Here is a 12,403-nt window from a genome sequence, read left to right on the forward strand (position 1 = left end):
GAGGCCGGCGCTGCGGCGCCGGTCCTGGCGCGGCGCGGCAGCGTGTTGGCGTGTTGGCGGCTCAGCGCAGGTAGCCGTCGCCGCTCAGCACCGGCTGCGCGCGCAGCCGCTCGGCCATGAAGTCGATCAGCAGGCGCAGCGTCGGCGGCACGCGGCGGCCGGCGGCGTGCACGAGGTGCACGGGCGCGGCCGGGAGCTCGTGGTCCGCCAGCACGATGCGCAGGCGCCCCGCCAGCACCGCATCGACCGCCTGGTACAGCTGGCAGCGCACCAGGCCCACGCCCGCCTCGGCGGCGCCGATCGCGGAGGCGGTGTCGTTCACCATGAGCGTGGGCGTGAGCGCCTGCGCGCCATCGCGAAAGCGCCACGGCGTCATGCCCTGTCCGTCGAAGTAGCCGGCGATGACGCGATGCCCGGCGAGCTCGCGCGGCGAGCGCGGCTCGCCCGCCCGCGCCAGGTAGTCCGGCGACGCCACGATCACGCGCCGCATCGCGCCCACCGGGACCGCGGTCAAGCCCGAGTCGGGCAACTGGGCGATGCGCACGGCCAGGTCCTGCGCCTCGTCCAGCAGCGACACCACGCGGTCCACCAGCAGCAGCTTCATGCGCACACGCGGATGGCGATGGAGGAACTCCGCCGCCGCCGGCGCGACGTACAGCCGCCCGAACATCGACGGCGCGGTCAGCGCCAGCAACCCGGCGGGCTCGGCCTGCGCGCCGGCGGCGGCGGCTTCGGATTCATCGAGGTCGCCGAGGATGCGCCGGCAGTCGAGGACGAAGCGCTCGCCGGCCTCGGTCAGGCGCACCGAGCGCGTGCTGCGCTGGAACAGTTGCACGCCCAGGCGCTGCTCCAGCGCCGCGATCGCGCGCGTGGCCGCCGAGGCTGAGCAGCCCAGCCGCCGCGCCGCCGCGGCGAAGCTCTGCGTGTCGGCGACCGCGACGAAGCAGCGCAGGCGTGCCAGATGGTCCATGGGCGGGAGAAGACGCCTTCCGCAGGGGAAGGCGCCCGGATTGTTTCGAGTGCTGCAATTCTGAATGATGCGGAGCTCTGATTCCAAGCGCGGGCCGCAAGAGCTACGGTAGAGGCCTTCGATCACTTCCTCGATGGAGCCGCCCGATGAACGCCCCCGCCCCCCGTCCGACCGCCCCGCTGCGCCTGCACCGTCTGGCGGCCTCCGGCCATTGCCACCGCGTCGAACTGCTGCTGTCGATGCTCGGCCTGCCCTACACGCTGGTGGACGTCGACCTGCCGCGCGGCGAGAACAAGCAGCCGGCCTTCCTGGCGCTGAACGCGCTCGGCCAGGTGCCGGTGCTCGAGGACGGCGAGCTCGTCCTGCCCGAGAGCAACGCGATCCTGGTCTACCTGGCGACCCGCTACGCGCCCGACGCCGGCTGGCTGCCGCGCGACGCGATCGAGGCGGCGGCGCAGCAGCGCTGGTTCAGCCTGTCGGTGGCGCTGCTGGGGCCTGGCGCCGCCGGTCCGCGCTTCCGGGCGCTGACGGGACAGCCCATCGATCCGGCGGCGCAGGCGCTGGGCCACACGCTGTTCGCGCGGGTCGAGGAGCAGCTCTCGCGCACGCCCTTCCTGGTCGCGGACCGGCCGATGCTGGCCGACCTGGCCTTCTACGGCTACACCTCGCAGGCGCCGATCGGCGGCGTGTCGCTGAGCGACTACCCGCGCCTGCGCGCCTGGCTCGCGCGCATCGAAGCGCTGCCCGGCTTCCTGCCGCTGCCCGACAAGCTCTGAACGACTCCGGAGGCTCCCCATGGACATGCCCTGGCATTCCGGCGAACAGGCGCTGCACGCGCGCACCGGCTCGGTGGAGCGCATGGCCGAGATCGGCCGGCAGGTGATCCGCGACTACATGCCCGATCAGCATCGCGAGCTCTTCAACAAGCTGCCGACGATGCTGCTCGGCGCGCTCGATGCCAGCGGGCAGCCGTGGGCCACGATGCTGGCCGGGCCGCCGGGCTTCGTCGCGACGCCCGATGCACGGACGATGACGGTGTCGACCGCGCTCGACGGGCAGGATCCTGCGCTTGCAGCGCTGCGCGCGCTCGGCGTGGGCGCGCCGGTCGGGCTGCTCGGCCTGGAGCCGCACACGCGCCGGCGCAACCGGATGAACGGGCGGCTGCGCGCGCTGTCCGGCGAAGGGCTGACGGTCGAGGTCGTGCAGAGCTTCGGCAACTGCCCGAAGTACATCCAGGCGCGCGATCCGCTGGCTTGGGATGACACGCCGCCGGCGCTCGCCCATGCGCTGGGGGCCTCGCTCGACGCGGCCGCGCTGACGCGCATCGCCGCGGCGGACACCGTCTTCATCGCGAGCGCTTCGGCGCCGGTGCCCGGCGACGGCCGCGCGGACGGCGTGGACGTGTCGCATCGCGGCGGGCCGCCGGGCTTCGTGCGCATTCATCGGCGGCTCGACGGCGGCGTGGAACTGCGCATCCCCGATTTCCCCGGCAATCGCTTCTTCATGACGCTGGGCAACCTGCTGAGCCACCCGAGCGCGGGACTGCTGATCCCGGATTACGCGAACGGCGAGCTGCTGCATGTGGCCGCGCAAGCGGAGGTCGTGTGGACCGAGGCCCAACGCGAGTTGCGCCTGCGGGTCACGGCAGGCCTGCGCCGGCCGGGCGCGCTGCCCTGGCGCTGGAGCGAGGCGCGGCTGGCGCCGCAGTTCGAGCCGGCGGCGTAGCGTGAAGCGGGGACGCAATGCCGCGGCGGCGGACTGAAGCGGGACTTCGCTTCCGGTCGCTGCCTGGCTCATGACATTCCCGATCTCTTCCTGTCCCTGCCACCAGATCCAATCGCTGATGGACGGCTCCGATGCGGGCGCGAGTGACGCCTGCGCCGCGGCGGCGCCGCTGCAGCCGGCCTCCGGCGATGTCATTGCCGGGCGGGTGCTGCACCGCAGCCGCAAGAAGATCGTCGATGAACTGTTCCAGTGCGTGCGGCAGGTTCGTCCGTGGCCGGGCGAGTCCGACGACGACACACGGCGGCGCGCGGCCAGCGCCTGGAACCGCGCGTGCTTCGCCGCCGCGGCGGTCGAGCATTCGGTGCCGCTGCTGCAGCGACTGCCGGCCAGCGTGTTGAACCCCTTGCTCATCCGGGAGCAGGCCCTGGAGTTCGGCATCGAGGCGGCGGTCCGGGCGGCGCCCGCTGACGCGCCCACGCTGCTCGCGGTGGCGCTCGACATCTGGCACACCTACCTGCGGGTGCTCAAGGCCGACAACGCGCCGGCCTGGTCGCATGCGCTGGATGCGCTCGATGCCGCGCGTGACCGCCTTGAGCGCCTGGCGGAGCGGCCCAGCAACCCGTGAAATCCTGGGGGCACGACGGCGCGGCGGTTTTCTGGCGCCGCGCCGCATTTGCGCGACACTCGGCCGCAAACAATTCTGCGAATCAGGAGAGGGCATGCGGTCATGGGCGGATCGACGCTGAGCATCCAGACGCGGCTGGTGGCCGCGCTGAGCCTGAGCGCGACCGTGCTGGTCGGCTTGATCGGCCTGTATTGGGTCGATCGTCACGAGCACGAACTCAACACGGCGCTGGTCGAGCGTCAGCAGCGCATGGCGCAGCTGGTGGCGCGGGGTTTCGCCGAGCCGGTCTGGAACCTGGACAGCGCGGCGCTGTCGGAGCTGCTGGATGCGGTGATGGCGGATCCCGAGGTGCAGTCGATCACGCTGTCGGCGCCGGGGCTGGAGACGCTGCGGCGCGCGCGCGAGCAGCCGGCGGTGCGGCCGCTGACGCTGGAGTTCGAGCTCAGCCACCGCGCGGGCGCGCAGGGCCCGGCGGGGGCGCTGGGCCGGGCGACGCTGGTCTACACGCGCAGCTACATCGACCAGACGCTGGGGGAGACGCGCCGGCTGGTGGCCAGTCTGCTGGCGACGGTGCTGATCGCGATCGCGCTGACGAGCTACTTCCTGGTGAGGCGGCTGGTGGAGCGGCCGGTGTCGCGGCTGCGCGGGCTGGCGCAGCGGGTGGCGAGCGGCGAGCTGGGCGCGCACATCGAGCCCGAGCATGCCGATGAGATCGGGGATCTGACCGATCAGCTCAATGCGATGAGCGGCAAGCTGCGCGATTTCGCCGAGGGTTTGCGCAGCAGCGAGCAGCGTTATCGCAGCCTGTTCGAGAACGCCGCGGAGGGCATCTTCCAGGCCGACGGCCACGGGCGGCTGCTGCGGGTGAACAAGGCGCTGGCGCAGATGCTGGGGCTGAGCCGGCCGGAGGATGCGCAGGGCGTGACGCTGCAGCGGGTGGTGCGGATCGAGCCGGCGGAGTACCGCCGGCTGGCGCGCGCGCTGGAGCGGCACCGGCTGCTGCAGCAAGTGCCGCTGCTGGTGACGACGCGGGACGGGCGCGACCTGTGGGTGGAACTGAGCCTGCACCTGGTGCTGGATGGCGCGCCGCGCATCGAGGGGCTGGTCAGTGACATCACGCTGAGGCGGCAGGCGGAGCAGGAGCTGACGCAGCACCGCGACCACCTGGAAGAGCTGGTGACCGAGCGCACGGTGGAGTTGTCGCAGGCCAAGCAGCGGGCGGAGGCGGCGAACCAGGCCAAGAGCCGTTTCCTGGCGACGATGAGCCACGAGTTCCGGACGCCGCTGAACGCGATCCTGGGCTTCGCGCAGTTGCTGCAGATGGATGCGTCGCTGAACGACGCGCAGAAGCACCGCATCCGGCTGATGCGGGAGTCGGGCGAGCATCTGCTGGTGCTGATCACTGATCTGCTGGACGTGGCGAGCATCGAGGCGGGCAAGCTGACGCTGCAGCTGAGCCCGCTGGACCTGCGGGCGCTGCTGGAGATCTGCAGCGAGTCGATGCGGCCGCGCGCGGCGGAAAAGGGGCTGGCGTTCAGCGTGCAGCTGGATCCGCAGCTGCCGACGCGGGTGCGGGCGGACGGTCAGCGGCTCAGGCAGGTGCTGCTGAACCTGCTGTCCAACGCGGTGAAGTTCACCGATCGGGGCCGGATCGGGCTGGTGGTGGACGTGGTCGCGCAAGGGCCGAGCAGCCTGATGCTGCGGTTCACGGTGTCGGATACCGGGATCGGGATGGCGCCGGAGCAGATGGAACGGCTGTTCCAGCCGTTCGAGCAGGTGGCGGACCGGTCGCGCAGAGCGGGCGGGACTGGGTTGGGGCTGGCGATCAGCCAGCAGCTGGTGCGCCTGATGGGCGGGGAAATCACCGTCGAGACCTCGCCGGATGCGGGGAGCAAATTCAGCTTCGCGCTGGAGTTGCCGTTGGCGTCGTGAGGGCGGGCCGCTGATTCTGTTGGCACGGAATATCTGGAAGGCAGCATGAAGCTCAACTGGATTGCGGGTCTGACGCTTTCCATAACTTCAGTGCTGGTATCCGGATATCTGCTCTCGACACCGAATGGCGGCGATGCAATAAAGCTGGCGGGAGCGCCTGCCATGGATTCTTCTGAAAAGGCGGCGGAACCCGCATCCGAATCCATGTCATCGACGAGCGCACTTTCGGTGGTTGATCCGGGCATTCCTTCAACCGGACCCACCCATCAATCAAACCCGCCGCCGACGTCATATAGCCAACAGATCGAGGCCGCACTGGAGGGCAACGACGGCCATGCAGCGATGAAGGCGATATATCTCCTGGAACGCTGCGACGGCATCGACGGGTTGACCGAACGCACCTTCCAACAGCGTGACAGGGAGCCGAATCCGAAACGTCGGGCGGCCTTTGCATTCCTCGTAGAGGATTTTCTGCGACAGCAAAGAAGCTGCCAGAGCATCTCGGCGATGCATCAGTCACGCCGAAACGATCTGCTGAAGATTGCGAACGCTGGGGGTATTCAAGGCGCAGCGCTTCGATATCTCGGCCAATCGGCGGAGATCGTCGACGCCGATCCTGAAGCGAAAGGGATTGCGGTGAGAAATATTCAAGCCGAGGCACGTGCGGGCAACGGAAACGCCATCATCATGCTCGGTATTGAAGGGGAAAGCTACAAGCTGCCGCCGGAATCGCGATGGGCTTTCACTGCAGCAGCCACATGGATTCAACGAAATGAAGGCGTTGGTATCGCCGAGATCGACGAGATGATGCTGACCGCCTTGCAATTGGCGGCGATGCCACCCGATACCCCAGAGGAGGTGGTTCAGCGAGTCAATGCGACCGTCAAGCAGTTGGTGGATGCGTATCTGGCAAATCGCAAGAAGCCGTGAATGCCTGAAGAGATAGACGGCGTGTTGAAGTGGACTGCCAATCTCTACGGCGTAAATCGCTTGCGCCAATCAAGGATTGGCAATATGAAGGCCGTCCTTCAGCCGACGATGACGGACCGTATAGCGACGCCGGCCTTGTTTAAAGACCATAGTCCTTCTTCCAACTCGTGCGGAAGCCGAGAGCCTTGTTGAATGCGAAAGGACCGCAGCAAGGTTGTTTAAAGGTCTTGCAGACGTCAGGGATCTTGCGATTCTGGCGCTGCTTCTTGGGCTCCGAGTTCTCTACGGTCACCACGCAGCGCTCATTTGCCGCCATGGCATGAGCAATCAAAAATGGATCTCGGCCAATGTACTCGACTTGGTCGTCGGTCAGGTCTGACGCGTAGCCTTCTGAAATGACCTTCTGGACTAGAGTTGGGTCAACCTCATCTGACAGCAGTAGCGAATCTTTGGTTGCCTTCAACTGAAGCCAAGCAAACAGCAGGTCCTTCTCTGCGTCCGCTGGTCCTTCCTTGATCTCGTCAAAGATCTCGAAGGGAAGTTTCACTTTCCCTTGCTGACCCATGAACGTCAGCCATTCCCAATACTCGGGCACGCGATCCACCGGGTAGTAATGATGGTGGGCAGTGATGAGAACGCTTGCGTCGAGCAGATACAGCATTCTGGCCCAATCAGCTGACGTCGGCGAGCAAGGTGTAAACAGTGCGCGGCTTTACGCCAAGCACCTTGGCCGCCTTAGCTGGCGATAGCGCGCCCGCATCCATAGCCCGGTGGGCAAAATCTAGTATTGCTCGTCCAAGCCTATGGCGCCGGACAACGTAGTACGAAGGCCCGGCCTCGCTCCTTGCGCGGGCAATTTCGCGCGTGCGCTCACGTTCTGCCAGCCAACGATCTTGCAGTTCCGTACTTATTGCATTCCAGTTGCCATGAGTGATCCTCCCGGCCTTGAGCAAGCCGTAGGCCACCATCGGCCGACTCACGCGCCAGCGACTGGCATGTTCAGTAATAACTGCGATCTGAGCGTCCACATCAAGATTAGCGATATCAACCGCGGCCAGTTCCGCAGCGGACAAGAAAAACTTGCCCGCAACATCGTTGCAGAACTTCTCAATGTCTCGCTCCGGAGCGCCTCCGCTTACCCCAGTACAACCAAGCCACAGATGCGCTAGCTCATGGACCAGGGTGAAGGACCAAGCAGGCCTGGCATCGCCGTCATTGATCACGATGAACGGCGCCAAGTCGTCAGCAATCGCAAAACCTCGAAAAGCCTCAACCGGAATCGCAGAATGGTGACTACCAAGGTTCCCGGCCAAAAGGACGAAAATGCCAATGTCTTCAGCCCTCTTCCGCAGCAGTGCAAATCCCTGCTCAGTATTCGCCTGCTCGCGAAATTCTTGCCTAGTTACCCCGAGCGCCGCTTCGATAGATCGGCAAACCGCTGCCGCGCCTTGTTGCATCGTCGCACTACCGATGAATCGCACGCGCTGCGCATCTTCTTCCTCTGCTAGAACTTCACGCACCAGGCTTTGACGGACGCGAATATCCCTCAGCAAGGCATCGATATCGGCCTCGGCTTCGACGGTGCGGTCTGCCGTGACCGTGCGGAAGTCCTGGCCCCGATCGCCCTTTGGAGGCGGTTTCGCGAGGTACAGACTCAACAGGGAGCGGTGATACGCCCGAGCCATGTTGGACAAATTTGTCCGCGATGGCTCCTTGGCCCCCTTCTCGATGGCCTCCAGCGACGCGGGGACTACGTGAATTGCGCGCGCGGCTTCCTCCAGCCCTAGGCCGGCACTTTCTCGCGCCCACTGAAATACTTGCGGATTAAACCCTGACATGATTTGCGGCGGAGGAGCTGAGCCACCGTCCGAGAAGCTAGTTTACCGACCTCGGTCAAGCTGCCTTGTCAACAAAGGTTGGTGCTATCCCTTCATCCACCCCACGCTCCACCACCCCGTGCATCCCCAGCCCTTCGCGCAGCGACTCCTTCACCACGTTCGCCACATGCCGCGCCGGATCGGCGTCCATGCTCCACCCGATCACGTCTTCGTTTTCTGATCTGCATCAAGGACAACGGGCTGTCCATTCCTCGGTAGGAGCCAAGAGCACGCCCTCCCCCCAAAGGGACGGGTCTTGTCAGCAAGCGTTGGGAAGCGCTTTCGTGCGTGCGCCGCATTGTTCACTCGCAGCGACCTGTGTCCATGGCGCGCAGCCAGCCGACGAAGCGAACGGCCTTGTGGCAATGCCGATCGGCAACAGCGGATTGCGCCGCTCGTGCCCGATCGTCCCGATGAACACGGTCGTCCGGTCGTGATGTCGTTGCTCCACCCAGCACCTCCTCAGCCGAGAAGCCGGTGATGCAGTAGCTCCCCTCGCCCCAACCCCTAGCTTCAGCGGGCCGAAAAGATAAACCGCGCAGCCTTCGGATCCGTGCTTCAATGGCGGGCACTGACATCGCGCCCCTCGGTAGTCCGACCTTCGCGTCAGCAAGCACCTGTGGCCGCCTTTGGCGCCCGCACGTTCCCCTGCGGAGCTTGATCGAAGGATGCGACATGTTCGTCAAGGCTGAACTGGCCAATATCCGCGGTGTCGACCTCGCGTCATTCGACGTGATCTACATCTGCCCTCATCGTTCGGAACTCGGAACGCTGATCTTCCGAAGGCGCCACACCCCACCGCGGCGCGCCCTGTTCATCGAACTCCCCCTCTGTCCATCGCATGGTCTGGTCGAATTCATCCGTGATGAGCTCGACCCCCGGCAACTCCAGGACGACTGGCTCCCGTGAGCCGCTCCAGCGCCGGTGCCGGCGCGAGTCCACAAGGACACTTCATGACCACAGAACTCATACGCGCCGCTGACCTTGCAGAGCTTCGCGATCCTGCGCTTCCCGCCGACATCGATCCCGCCCCTCGGCACGTCAGCCGCGAGTACGCGCAGCGGGCGCGCTCGGAGCGCTTCGTCTCCGGCACGCACGTGCATGGACAGACCGTCATGCATTACAAGCTGTACACCCCTCCAGGCGATGTCCGCGTGGCTCGGCCGCTGCTGGTGATGCTGCATGGCGGCAAGCAGGGACTCGAGGACTTCGTCCTCAGCAGCCAGATGAATGAAGCCGCCGGGCGGCTGGGCTGGATGGTGCTGTACCCCGAGAAGCCGACACGCAACGGCGATCCCGCAAGCTGGAGCTGGTACATGTACAGCCATCAGCAGCGGGGCCGCGGCGAGCCCGCCCAGCTCGCCAGCCTCACGCGCAGCGTCATCGCGCAGCATCGGATCGACGAACAGCGCGTGCACGTCGCCGGTCTGTCGGCGGGCGGGGCCATGGCTGCGGTCCTTGGCCAGACGTATCCGGATTTGTTCGCCTCCGTCGGCGTTCACTCGGGGCTTCCGTACGGCGCCGTCGACGACGCCAGCGGCGCGTCCTCGCTCCAGCGGTATGGCCACGCGGATCAGCAGCCACGCGTCGAACGCTCGCCCACGCACGGCACTCCGCCCACCATCGTCTTTCACGGCATGAGAGACATGACCGTCCACCCGAGCAACGGCGTGCGCATCTACGAGAACGCCGTTGCAGGACAGCCAGGCGAGCATCGCTTCGAGAATGGCCGCGAGGGCGGACGCGCCTACACGCGCCGCACGCACGTCGCTCCCGACGGCCGCACCAACGCCGAGCTGTGGCTGATCGAAGGCGCCGGCCACGCCTGGTCGGGCGGGGATCCGCAAGGTCTGCAAGCCGACTGGCAGGGCCCCGCGGCCTCCGAGCAAATGCTGTGCTTCTTCATACGCCACCCGGCTTCGCACTGAGCCCGTGCGCTCGGCTGGATCGCCGGGCCGGCTTCCCGCATCTCACCGGCACGATGGGAACAGATCCCAGCGGTGAGCCCATCAAAAACAAGGAAAGGCTCTTTGCATGAGCAGCAAGATCTACGTGGGCAACCTGCCCTATTCGGTGACCGATTCCGCCCTTCGCAGCAACTTCTCTGAATTCGGCAAGGTTTCCTCGGCCAGGGTGATGATGGACCGTGACACCGGCATCTCGAAGGGCTTCGGGTTCGTGGAAATGGAGTCCGCCGAAGGTGCCGAGGCGGCGATCTCGGGGTTGCACGGCATGTCGGTGCAGGGACGCTCGATCGTGGTCAGCCTGGCACGCCCTCGCGACGCGGACAAGCGTGCCGAGCCGTCCTCGCGGGGAGAATTCCGCGCGGCCAAGCGTTCCGACACCGGATACGGGACCGGCGGATTCGGCGGGGGTCGCTACTGAGGCGAATCGCCCCGGCAAAGACGCCCTTTTCGCTGCGGCGTACGCGCGTTCACTTGCAGACCCCCTCGCGCCAGGCGCGCGAGCCTGGCTTCACCGCGAGCAGGTTCTTGCCGCCTCGCGCGTCGATCAGGAAGCAGAACCTCGCGACGTAGCCCTGCGTCGAATCGTCCGGCTCCGAGGACCGGCCATTGAGATAAACCTCGTACACATGGCCCGTCTTCAACTCGACGGGACGCGTGGCGTCGGCGCCGACCGGCGCGATGCCATACACGATGCAGTTCGCCAGCGTCGTCGGCGTGCGCGCCGGATCGATGCTCGCCTCCCACACGTTGGCGACAGGCTTCAACGACTCGTCGGACACCATCACCGCATGCACGCGCACGCCCGGCGCTCGCGCCACTTCCTTGGCGCTCAGTGCGAAGCACGGCCTGCCGTCCTTGCGAAGCACCTCGGCCTCGCCCATCCGCGACATGGCTCCGGCAAGGCCCGGCGCGGCCCACACGGCCGCAGCCATCACGACAGCGGAGAACGCGCGCTGGCTCAGGCGAAGCCTGCTCAAGGGCTGGAACACCATCAGCGGCAGACTCCCTCATCCCAGGCGCGTGAACCTCGCTCCACCGGCATCACGCGCTGCACCCCTGCAGCATCCGCAACGAGGCAGAACTTCGCCGCATAGCCTTGCGTGGAATCAGAAGGGTCCGTCGAGCGTCCATTCAGGTACACGTCATAGACCTTGTTGGGCGTCAGCGGCTTGGCGGACTGGATGATCGTGGCCCCATCGGGGACTCGTCCATACGCGACGCAACTCGCCGCAGAGATCGGCTGCGGCCTCGCGGGATCGAAGACCACCGACCAGACCGGTGCCGCTGGATTCGTCGCGTCGTCGGAGACCACCACCGCCTTCAGACGGATCGAATCACTCCGCGCGCCTTCCTTGGCAGTGAGCGTGAAACACGGCTGACCGTCCTGCAAGCGCACCTCCGCCGCTCCCATGCGGGAATTGGCGCAGGCCGCGCCGAGCCCCGCGCACAAGCCTGCCGAGAGCAGGGATCTAAGGCAGGTTCGCAGTGTCGGAAGGATTCTTGAGGAAGGCATCCAGGACCTCTTCGAAAAGTGGGAGGCTGTTCATGTATTGCGTCTGGACCATCTGCGCCGGCGCATTCATGAACTTGAGCATGAAGTAATCCGCGAGCAGGTCACCCTGCGCTTCCATGTTGTAGTCGCAGAGCGTCTTGCCAGATTTCAACTCGTACTCGTAGCTCAGACCGATGCGGATGGCGCCGCGCAGCCGCACCCAGTAGCCGAGCTGGTGTTGCCACACGTGCACCATCTCGTGCATGAACCAGCGCCTGTCCTCGAGCCGCTTCGCCTGGGAGAAGTCCTCCAGGAAATACGCCGGATTGAAGTAGATCTCGCCATTGGGCGTCATCGCCGTGTCGTCCGGTTGGAGGCCGAAAGGCAGGTACTCGCCGTTGTGGACGCGGACTTCGCTGTAGTCCAGCGAGTCCTTGAACAGCTGCCGCGCCATCGCGATCTCTCCCGTCGTCAGGGGACGGGCTTCGCCCTTGGGGGTCACCGCAGGCACCGACGGCTTGGCCGGAGAGAACGGGCGCCGCTCCTGCGGCACGTCAGGCGCGTCGAGCGTCCAGTCCTCGCTCGACGGCACGTCCATGCCGACCGGGCCGGGGCGCGGCGTCGGGCTCAGCAGCGAGGTGCCCGCGTCAGAGCGCGTCTGGCGCGTATCCATCCCGAGCGGCCCAGGAATCAAGGCAGGGGCCATGGCAACCCTCCATCAACAGGCGAGGCGGGCCACGCCCGCCTTCGATCTCCATGCCATCCTGCCCGCTCGCCCGCACCCGCGCAAATGACTCTCGGCCAATTGCGGCCTTCGCTGGCCCTCTCCCCTGCCCTCTCCCGCAAGCGGGCGAGGGAGTTCTTGCCGGCGCTGAGCATTCTGAC

Annotated in this window: 15 protein-coding genes; 8 read left to right on the top strand and 7 right to left on the bottom strand. The window is 66.4% G+C overall.

Annotated elements, in window-relative coordinates:
• Positions 1–61: 61 nt before the first annotated feature.
• Positions 62–970 (bottom strand): LysR substrate-binding domain-containing protein, encoded by a 909-nt coding sequence (locus tag ABDW61_RS09170; RefSeq protein WP_343638145.1) that lies wholly within the window; start codon positions 968–970, stop codon positions 62–64.
• 146 nt (positions 971–1,116) lie between these two features.
• On the opposite strand from ABDW61_RS09170, the gene ABDW61_RS09175 reads away from it, so the two are divergent.
• The 5 genes from ABDW61_RS09175 (at position 1,117) to ABDW61_RS09195 (ending at position 6,182) form a co-directional block, all read left to right on the top strand.
• Positions 1,117–1,746 carry a glutathione S-transferase family protein gene (locus tag ABDW61_RS09175; protein ID WP_343638146.1) on the top strand — a complete coding sequence of 210 codons (630 nt, stop codon included), beginning with the start codon at positions 1,117–1,119 and terminating at the stop codon, positions 1,744–1,746.
• A 19-nt stretch (positions 1,747–1,765) separates the two neighbouring features.
• Positions 1,766–2,695, top strand: coding sequence for a pyridoxamine 5'-phosphate oxidase family protein (locus ABDW61_RS09180; protein WP_343638147.1), 930 nt, complete (start codon positions 1,766–1,768; stop codon positions 2,693–2,695).
• Positions 2,696–2,765: 70 nt separating this feature from the next.
• Entirely contained in the window at positions 2,766–3,320 is a 555-nt protein-coding gene (locus tag ABDW61_RS09185; RefSeq protein WP_343638148.1) for a hypothetical protein, read from the top strand.
• Between the two features lie 102 nt (positions 3,321–3,422).
• Positions 3,423–5,252, top strand: coding sequence for an ATP-binding protein (locus ABDW61_RS09190; protein ID WP_343638149.1), 1,830 nt, complete (start codon positions 3,423–3,425; stop codon positions 5,250–5,252).
• Positions 5,253–5,297: 45 nt separating this feature from the next.
• On the top strand, positions 5,298–6,182 hold the full coding sequence (locus ABDW61_RS09195; protein ID WP_343638150.1) for a hypothetical protein: 885 nt from the start codon (positions 5,298–5,300) through the stop codon (positions 6,180–6,182).
• A 139-nt stretch (positions 6,183–6,321) separates the two neighbouring features.
• Here the strand turns inward: ABDW61_RS09195 and ABDW61_RS09200 are convergent, their stop codons facing one another.
• The 3 genes from ABDW61_RS09200 to ABDW61_RS09210 are packed head-to-tail and all read right to left on the bottom strand — an operon-like array spanning position 6,322 to position 8,210.
• Positions 6,322–6,843 (bottom strand): DUF4411 family protein, encoded by a 522-nt coding sequence (locus tag ABDW61_RS09200; RefSeq protein ID WP_343638151.1) that lies wholly within the window; start codon positions 6,841–6,843, stop codon positions 6,322–6,324.
• 10 nt (positions 6,844–6,853) lie between these two features.
• Entirely contained in the window at positions 6,854–8,020 is a 1,167-nt protein-coding gene (locus ABDW61_RS09205) for an XRE family transcriptional regulator (protein WP_343638152.1), read from the bottom strand.
• 55 nt (positions 8,021–8,075) lie between these two features.
• Positions 8,076–8,210 carry a hypothetical protein gene (locus tag ABDW61_RS09210; RefSeq protein ID WP_343638153.1) on the bottom strand — a complete coding sequence of 45 codons (135 nt, stop codon included), beginning with the start codon at positions 8,208–8,210 and terminating at the stop codon, positions 8,076–8,078.
• Positions 8,211–8,734: 524 nt separating this feature from the next.
• Here ABDW61_RS09210 and ABDW61_RS09215 point away from each other — a divergent pair.
• From ABDW61_RS09215 to ABDW61_RS09225, 3 genes are all read left to right on the top strand, one after another.
• Entirely contained in the window at positions 8,735–8,968 is a 234-nt protein-coding gene (locus ABDW61_RS09215) for a hypothetical protein (protein WP_343638154.1), read from the top strand.
• A 44-nt stretch (positions 8,969–9,012) separates the two neighbouring features.
• Entirely contained in the window at positions 9,013–9,987 is a 975-nt protein-coding gene (locus tag ABDW61_RS09220) for a PHB depolymerase family esterase (RefSeq protein ID WP_343638155.1), read from the top strand.
• A 106-nt stretch (positions 9,988–10,093) separates the two neighbouring features.
• Positions 10,094–10,444 carry an RNA-binding protein gene (locus tag ABDW61_RS09225; protein ID WP_343638156.1) on the top strand — a complete coding sequence of 117 codons (351 nt, stop codon included), beginning with the start codon at positions 10,094–10,096 and terminating at the stop codon, positions 10,442–10,444.
• 49 nt (positions 10,445–10,493) lie between these two features.
• Here ABDW61_RS09225 and ABDW61_RS09230 read toward each other — a convergent pair whose 3' ends face one another.
• The 3 genes from ABDW61_RS09230 to ABDW61_RS09240 all read right to left on the bottom strand — a co-directional run bounded on the left by ABDW61_RS09230 (position 10,494) and on the right by ABDW61_RS09240 (position 12,224).
• Positions 10,494–11,003, bottom strand: a complete 510-nt coding sequence (locus ABDW61_RS09230; RefSeq protein WP_343638157.1) for a hypothetical protein — start codon at positions 11,001–11,003, stop codon at positions 10,494–10,496.
• 14 nt (positions 11,004–11,017) lie between these two features.
• A complete protein-coding gene (locus tag ABDW61_RS09235) occupies positions 11,018–11,416 on the bottom strand; it encodes a hypothetical protein (protein ID WP_343638158.1) in 399 nt (132 codons plus the stop codon).
• Positions 11,417–11,495: 79 nt separating this feature from the next.
• Positions 11,496–12,224 carry a Rhs element Vgr protein gene (locus ABDW61_RS09240; protein WP_343638159.1) on the bottom strand — a complete coding sequence of 243 codons (729 nt, stop codon included), beginning with the start codon at positions 12,222–12,224 and terminating at the stop codon, positions 11,496–11,498.
• Positions 12,225–12,403: the final 179 nt, after the last annotated feature.

It is taken from the genome of Roseateles sp., from assembly GCF_039595595.1.
GTDB lineage: Bacteria > Pseudomonadota > Gammaproteobacteria > Burkholderiales > Burkholderiaceae_C > Roseateles.

Bases quoted from the DNA above. Each gene is read 5' to 3' on its own strand.
- ABDW61_RS09170 (WP_343638145.1), bottom strand. From the start codon at position 970: ATGGACCATCTGGCACGCCTGCGCTGCTTCGTCGCGGTCGCCGACACG.
- ABDW61_RS09175 (WP_343638146.1), top strand. From the start codon at position 1,117: ATGAACGCCCCCGCCCCCCGTCCGACCGCCCCGCTGCGCCTGCACCGT.
- ABDW61_RS09180 (WP_343638147.1), top strand. From the start codon at position 1,766: ATGGACATGCCCTGGCATTCCGGCGAACAGGCGCTGCACGCGCGCACC.
- ABDW61_RS09185 (WP_343638148.1), top strand. From the start codon at position 2,766: ATGACATTCCCGATCTCTTCCTGTCCCTGCCACCAGATCCAATCGCTG.
- ABDW61_RS09190 (WP_343638149.1), top strand. From the start codon at position 3,423: ATGGGCGGATCGACGCTGAGCATCCAGACGCGGCTGGTGGCCGCGCTG.
- ABDW61_RS09195 (WP_343638150.1), top strand. From the start codon at position 5,298: ATGAAGCTCAACTGGATTGCGGGTCTGACGCTTTCCATAACTTCAGTG.
- ABDW61_RS09200 (WP_343638151.1), bottom strand. From the start codon at position 6,843: ATGCTGTATCTGCTCGACGCAAGCGTTCTCATCACTGCCCACCATCAT.
- ABDW61_RS09205 (WP_343638152.1), bottom strand. From the start codon at position 8,020: ATGTCAGGGTTTAATCCGCAAGTATTTCAGTGGGCGCGAGAAAGTGCC.
- ABDW61_RS09210 (WP_343638153.1), bottom strand. From the start codon at position 8,210: ATGGACGCCGATCCGGCGCGGCATGTGGCGAACGTGGTGAAGGAGTCG.
- ABDW61_RS09215 (WP_343638154.1), top strand. From the start codon at position 8,735: ATGTTCGTCAAGGCTGAACTGGCCAATATCCGCGGTGTCGACCTCGCG.
- ABDW61_RS09220 (WP_343638155.1), top strand. From the start codon at position 9,013: ATGACCACAGAACTCATACGCGCCGCTGACCTTGCAGAGCTTCGCGAT.
- ABDW61_RS09225 (WP_343638156.1), top strand. From the start codon at position 10,094: ATGAGCAGCAAGATCTACGTGGGCAACCTGCCCTATTCGGTGACCGAT.
- ABDW61_RS09240 (WP_343638159.1), bottom strand. From the start codon at position 12,224: ATGGCCCCTGCCTTGATTCCTGGGCCGCTCGGGATGGATACGCGCCAG.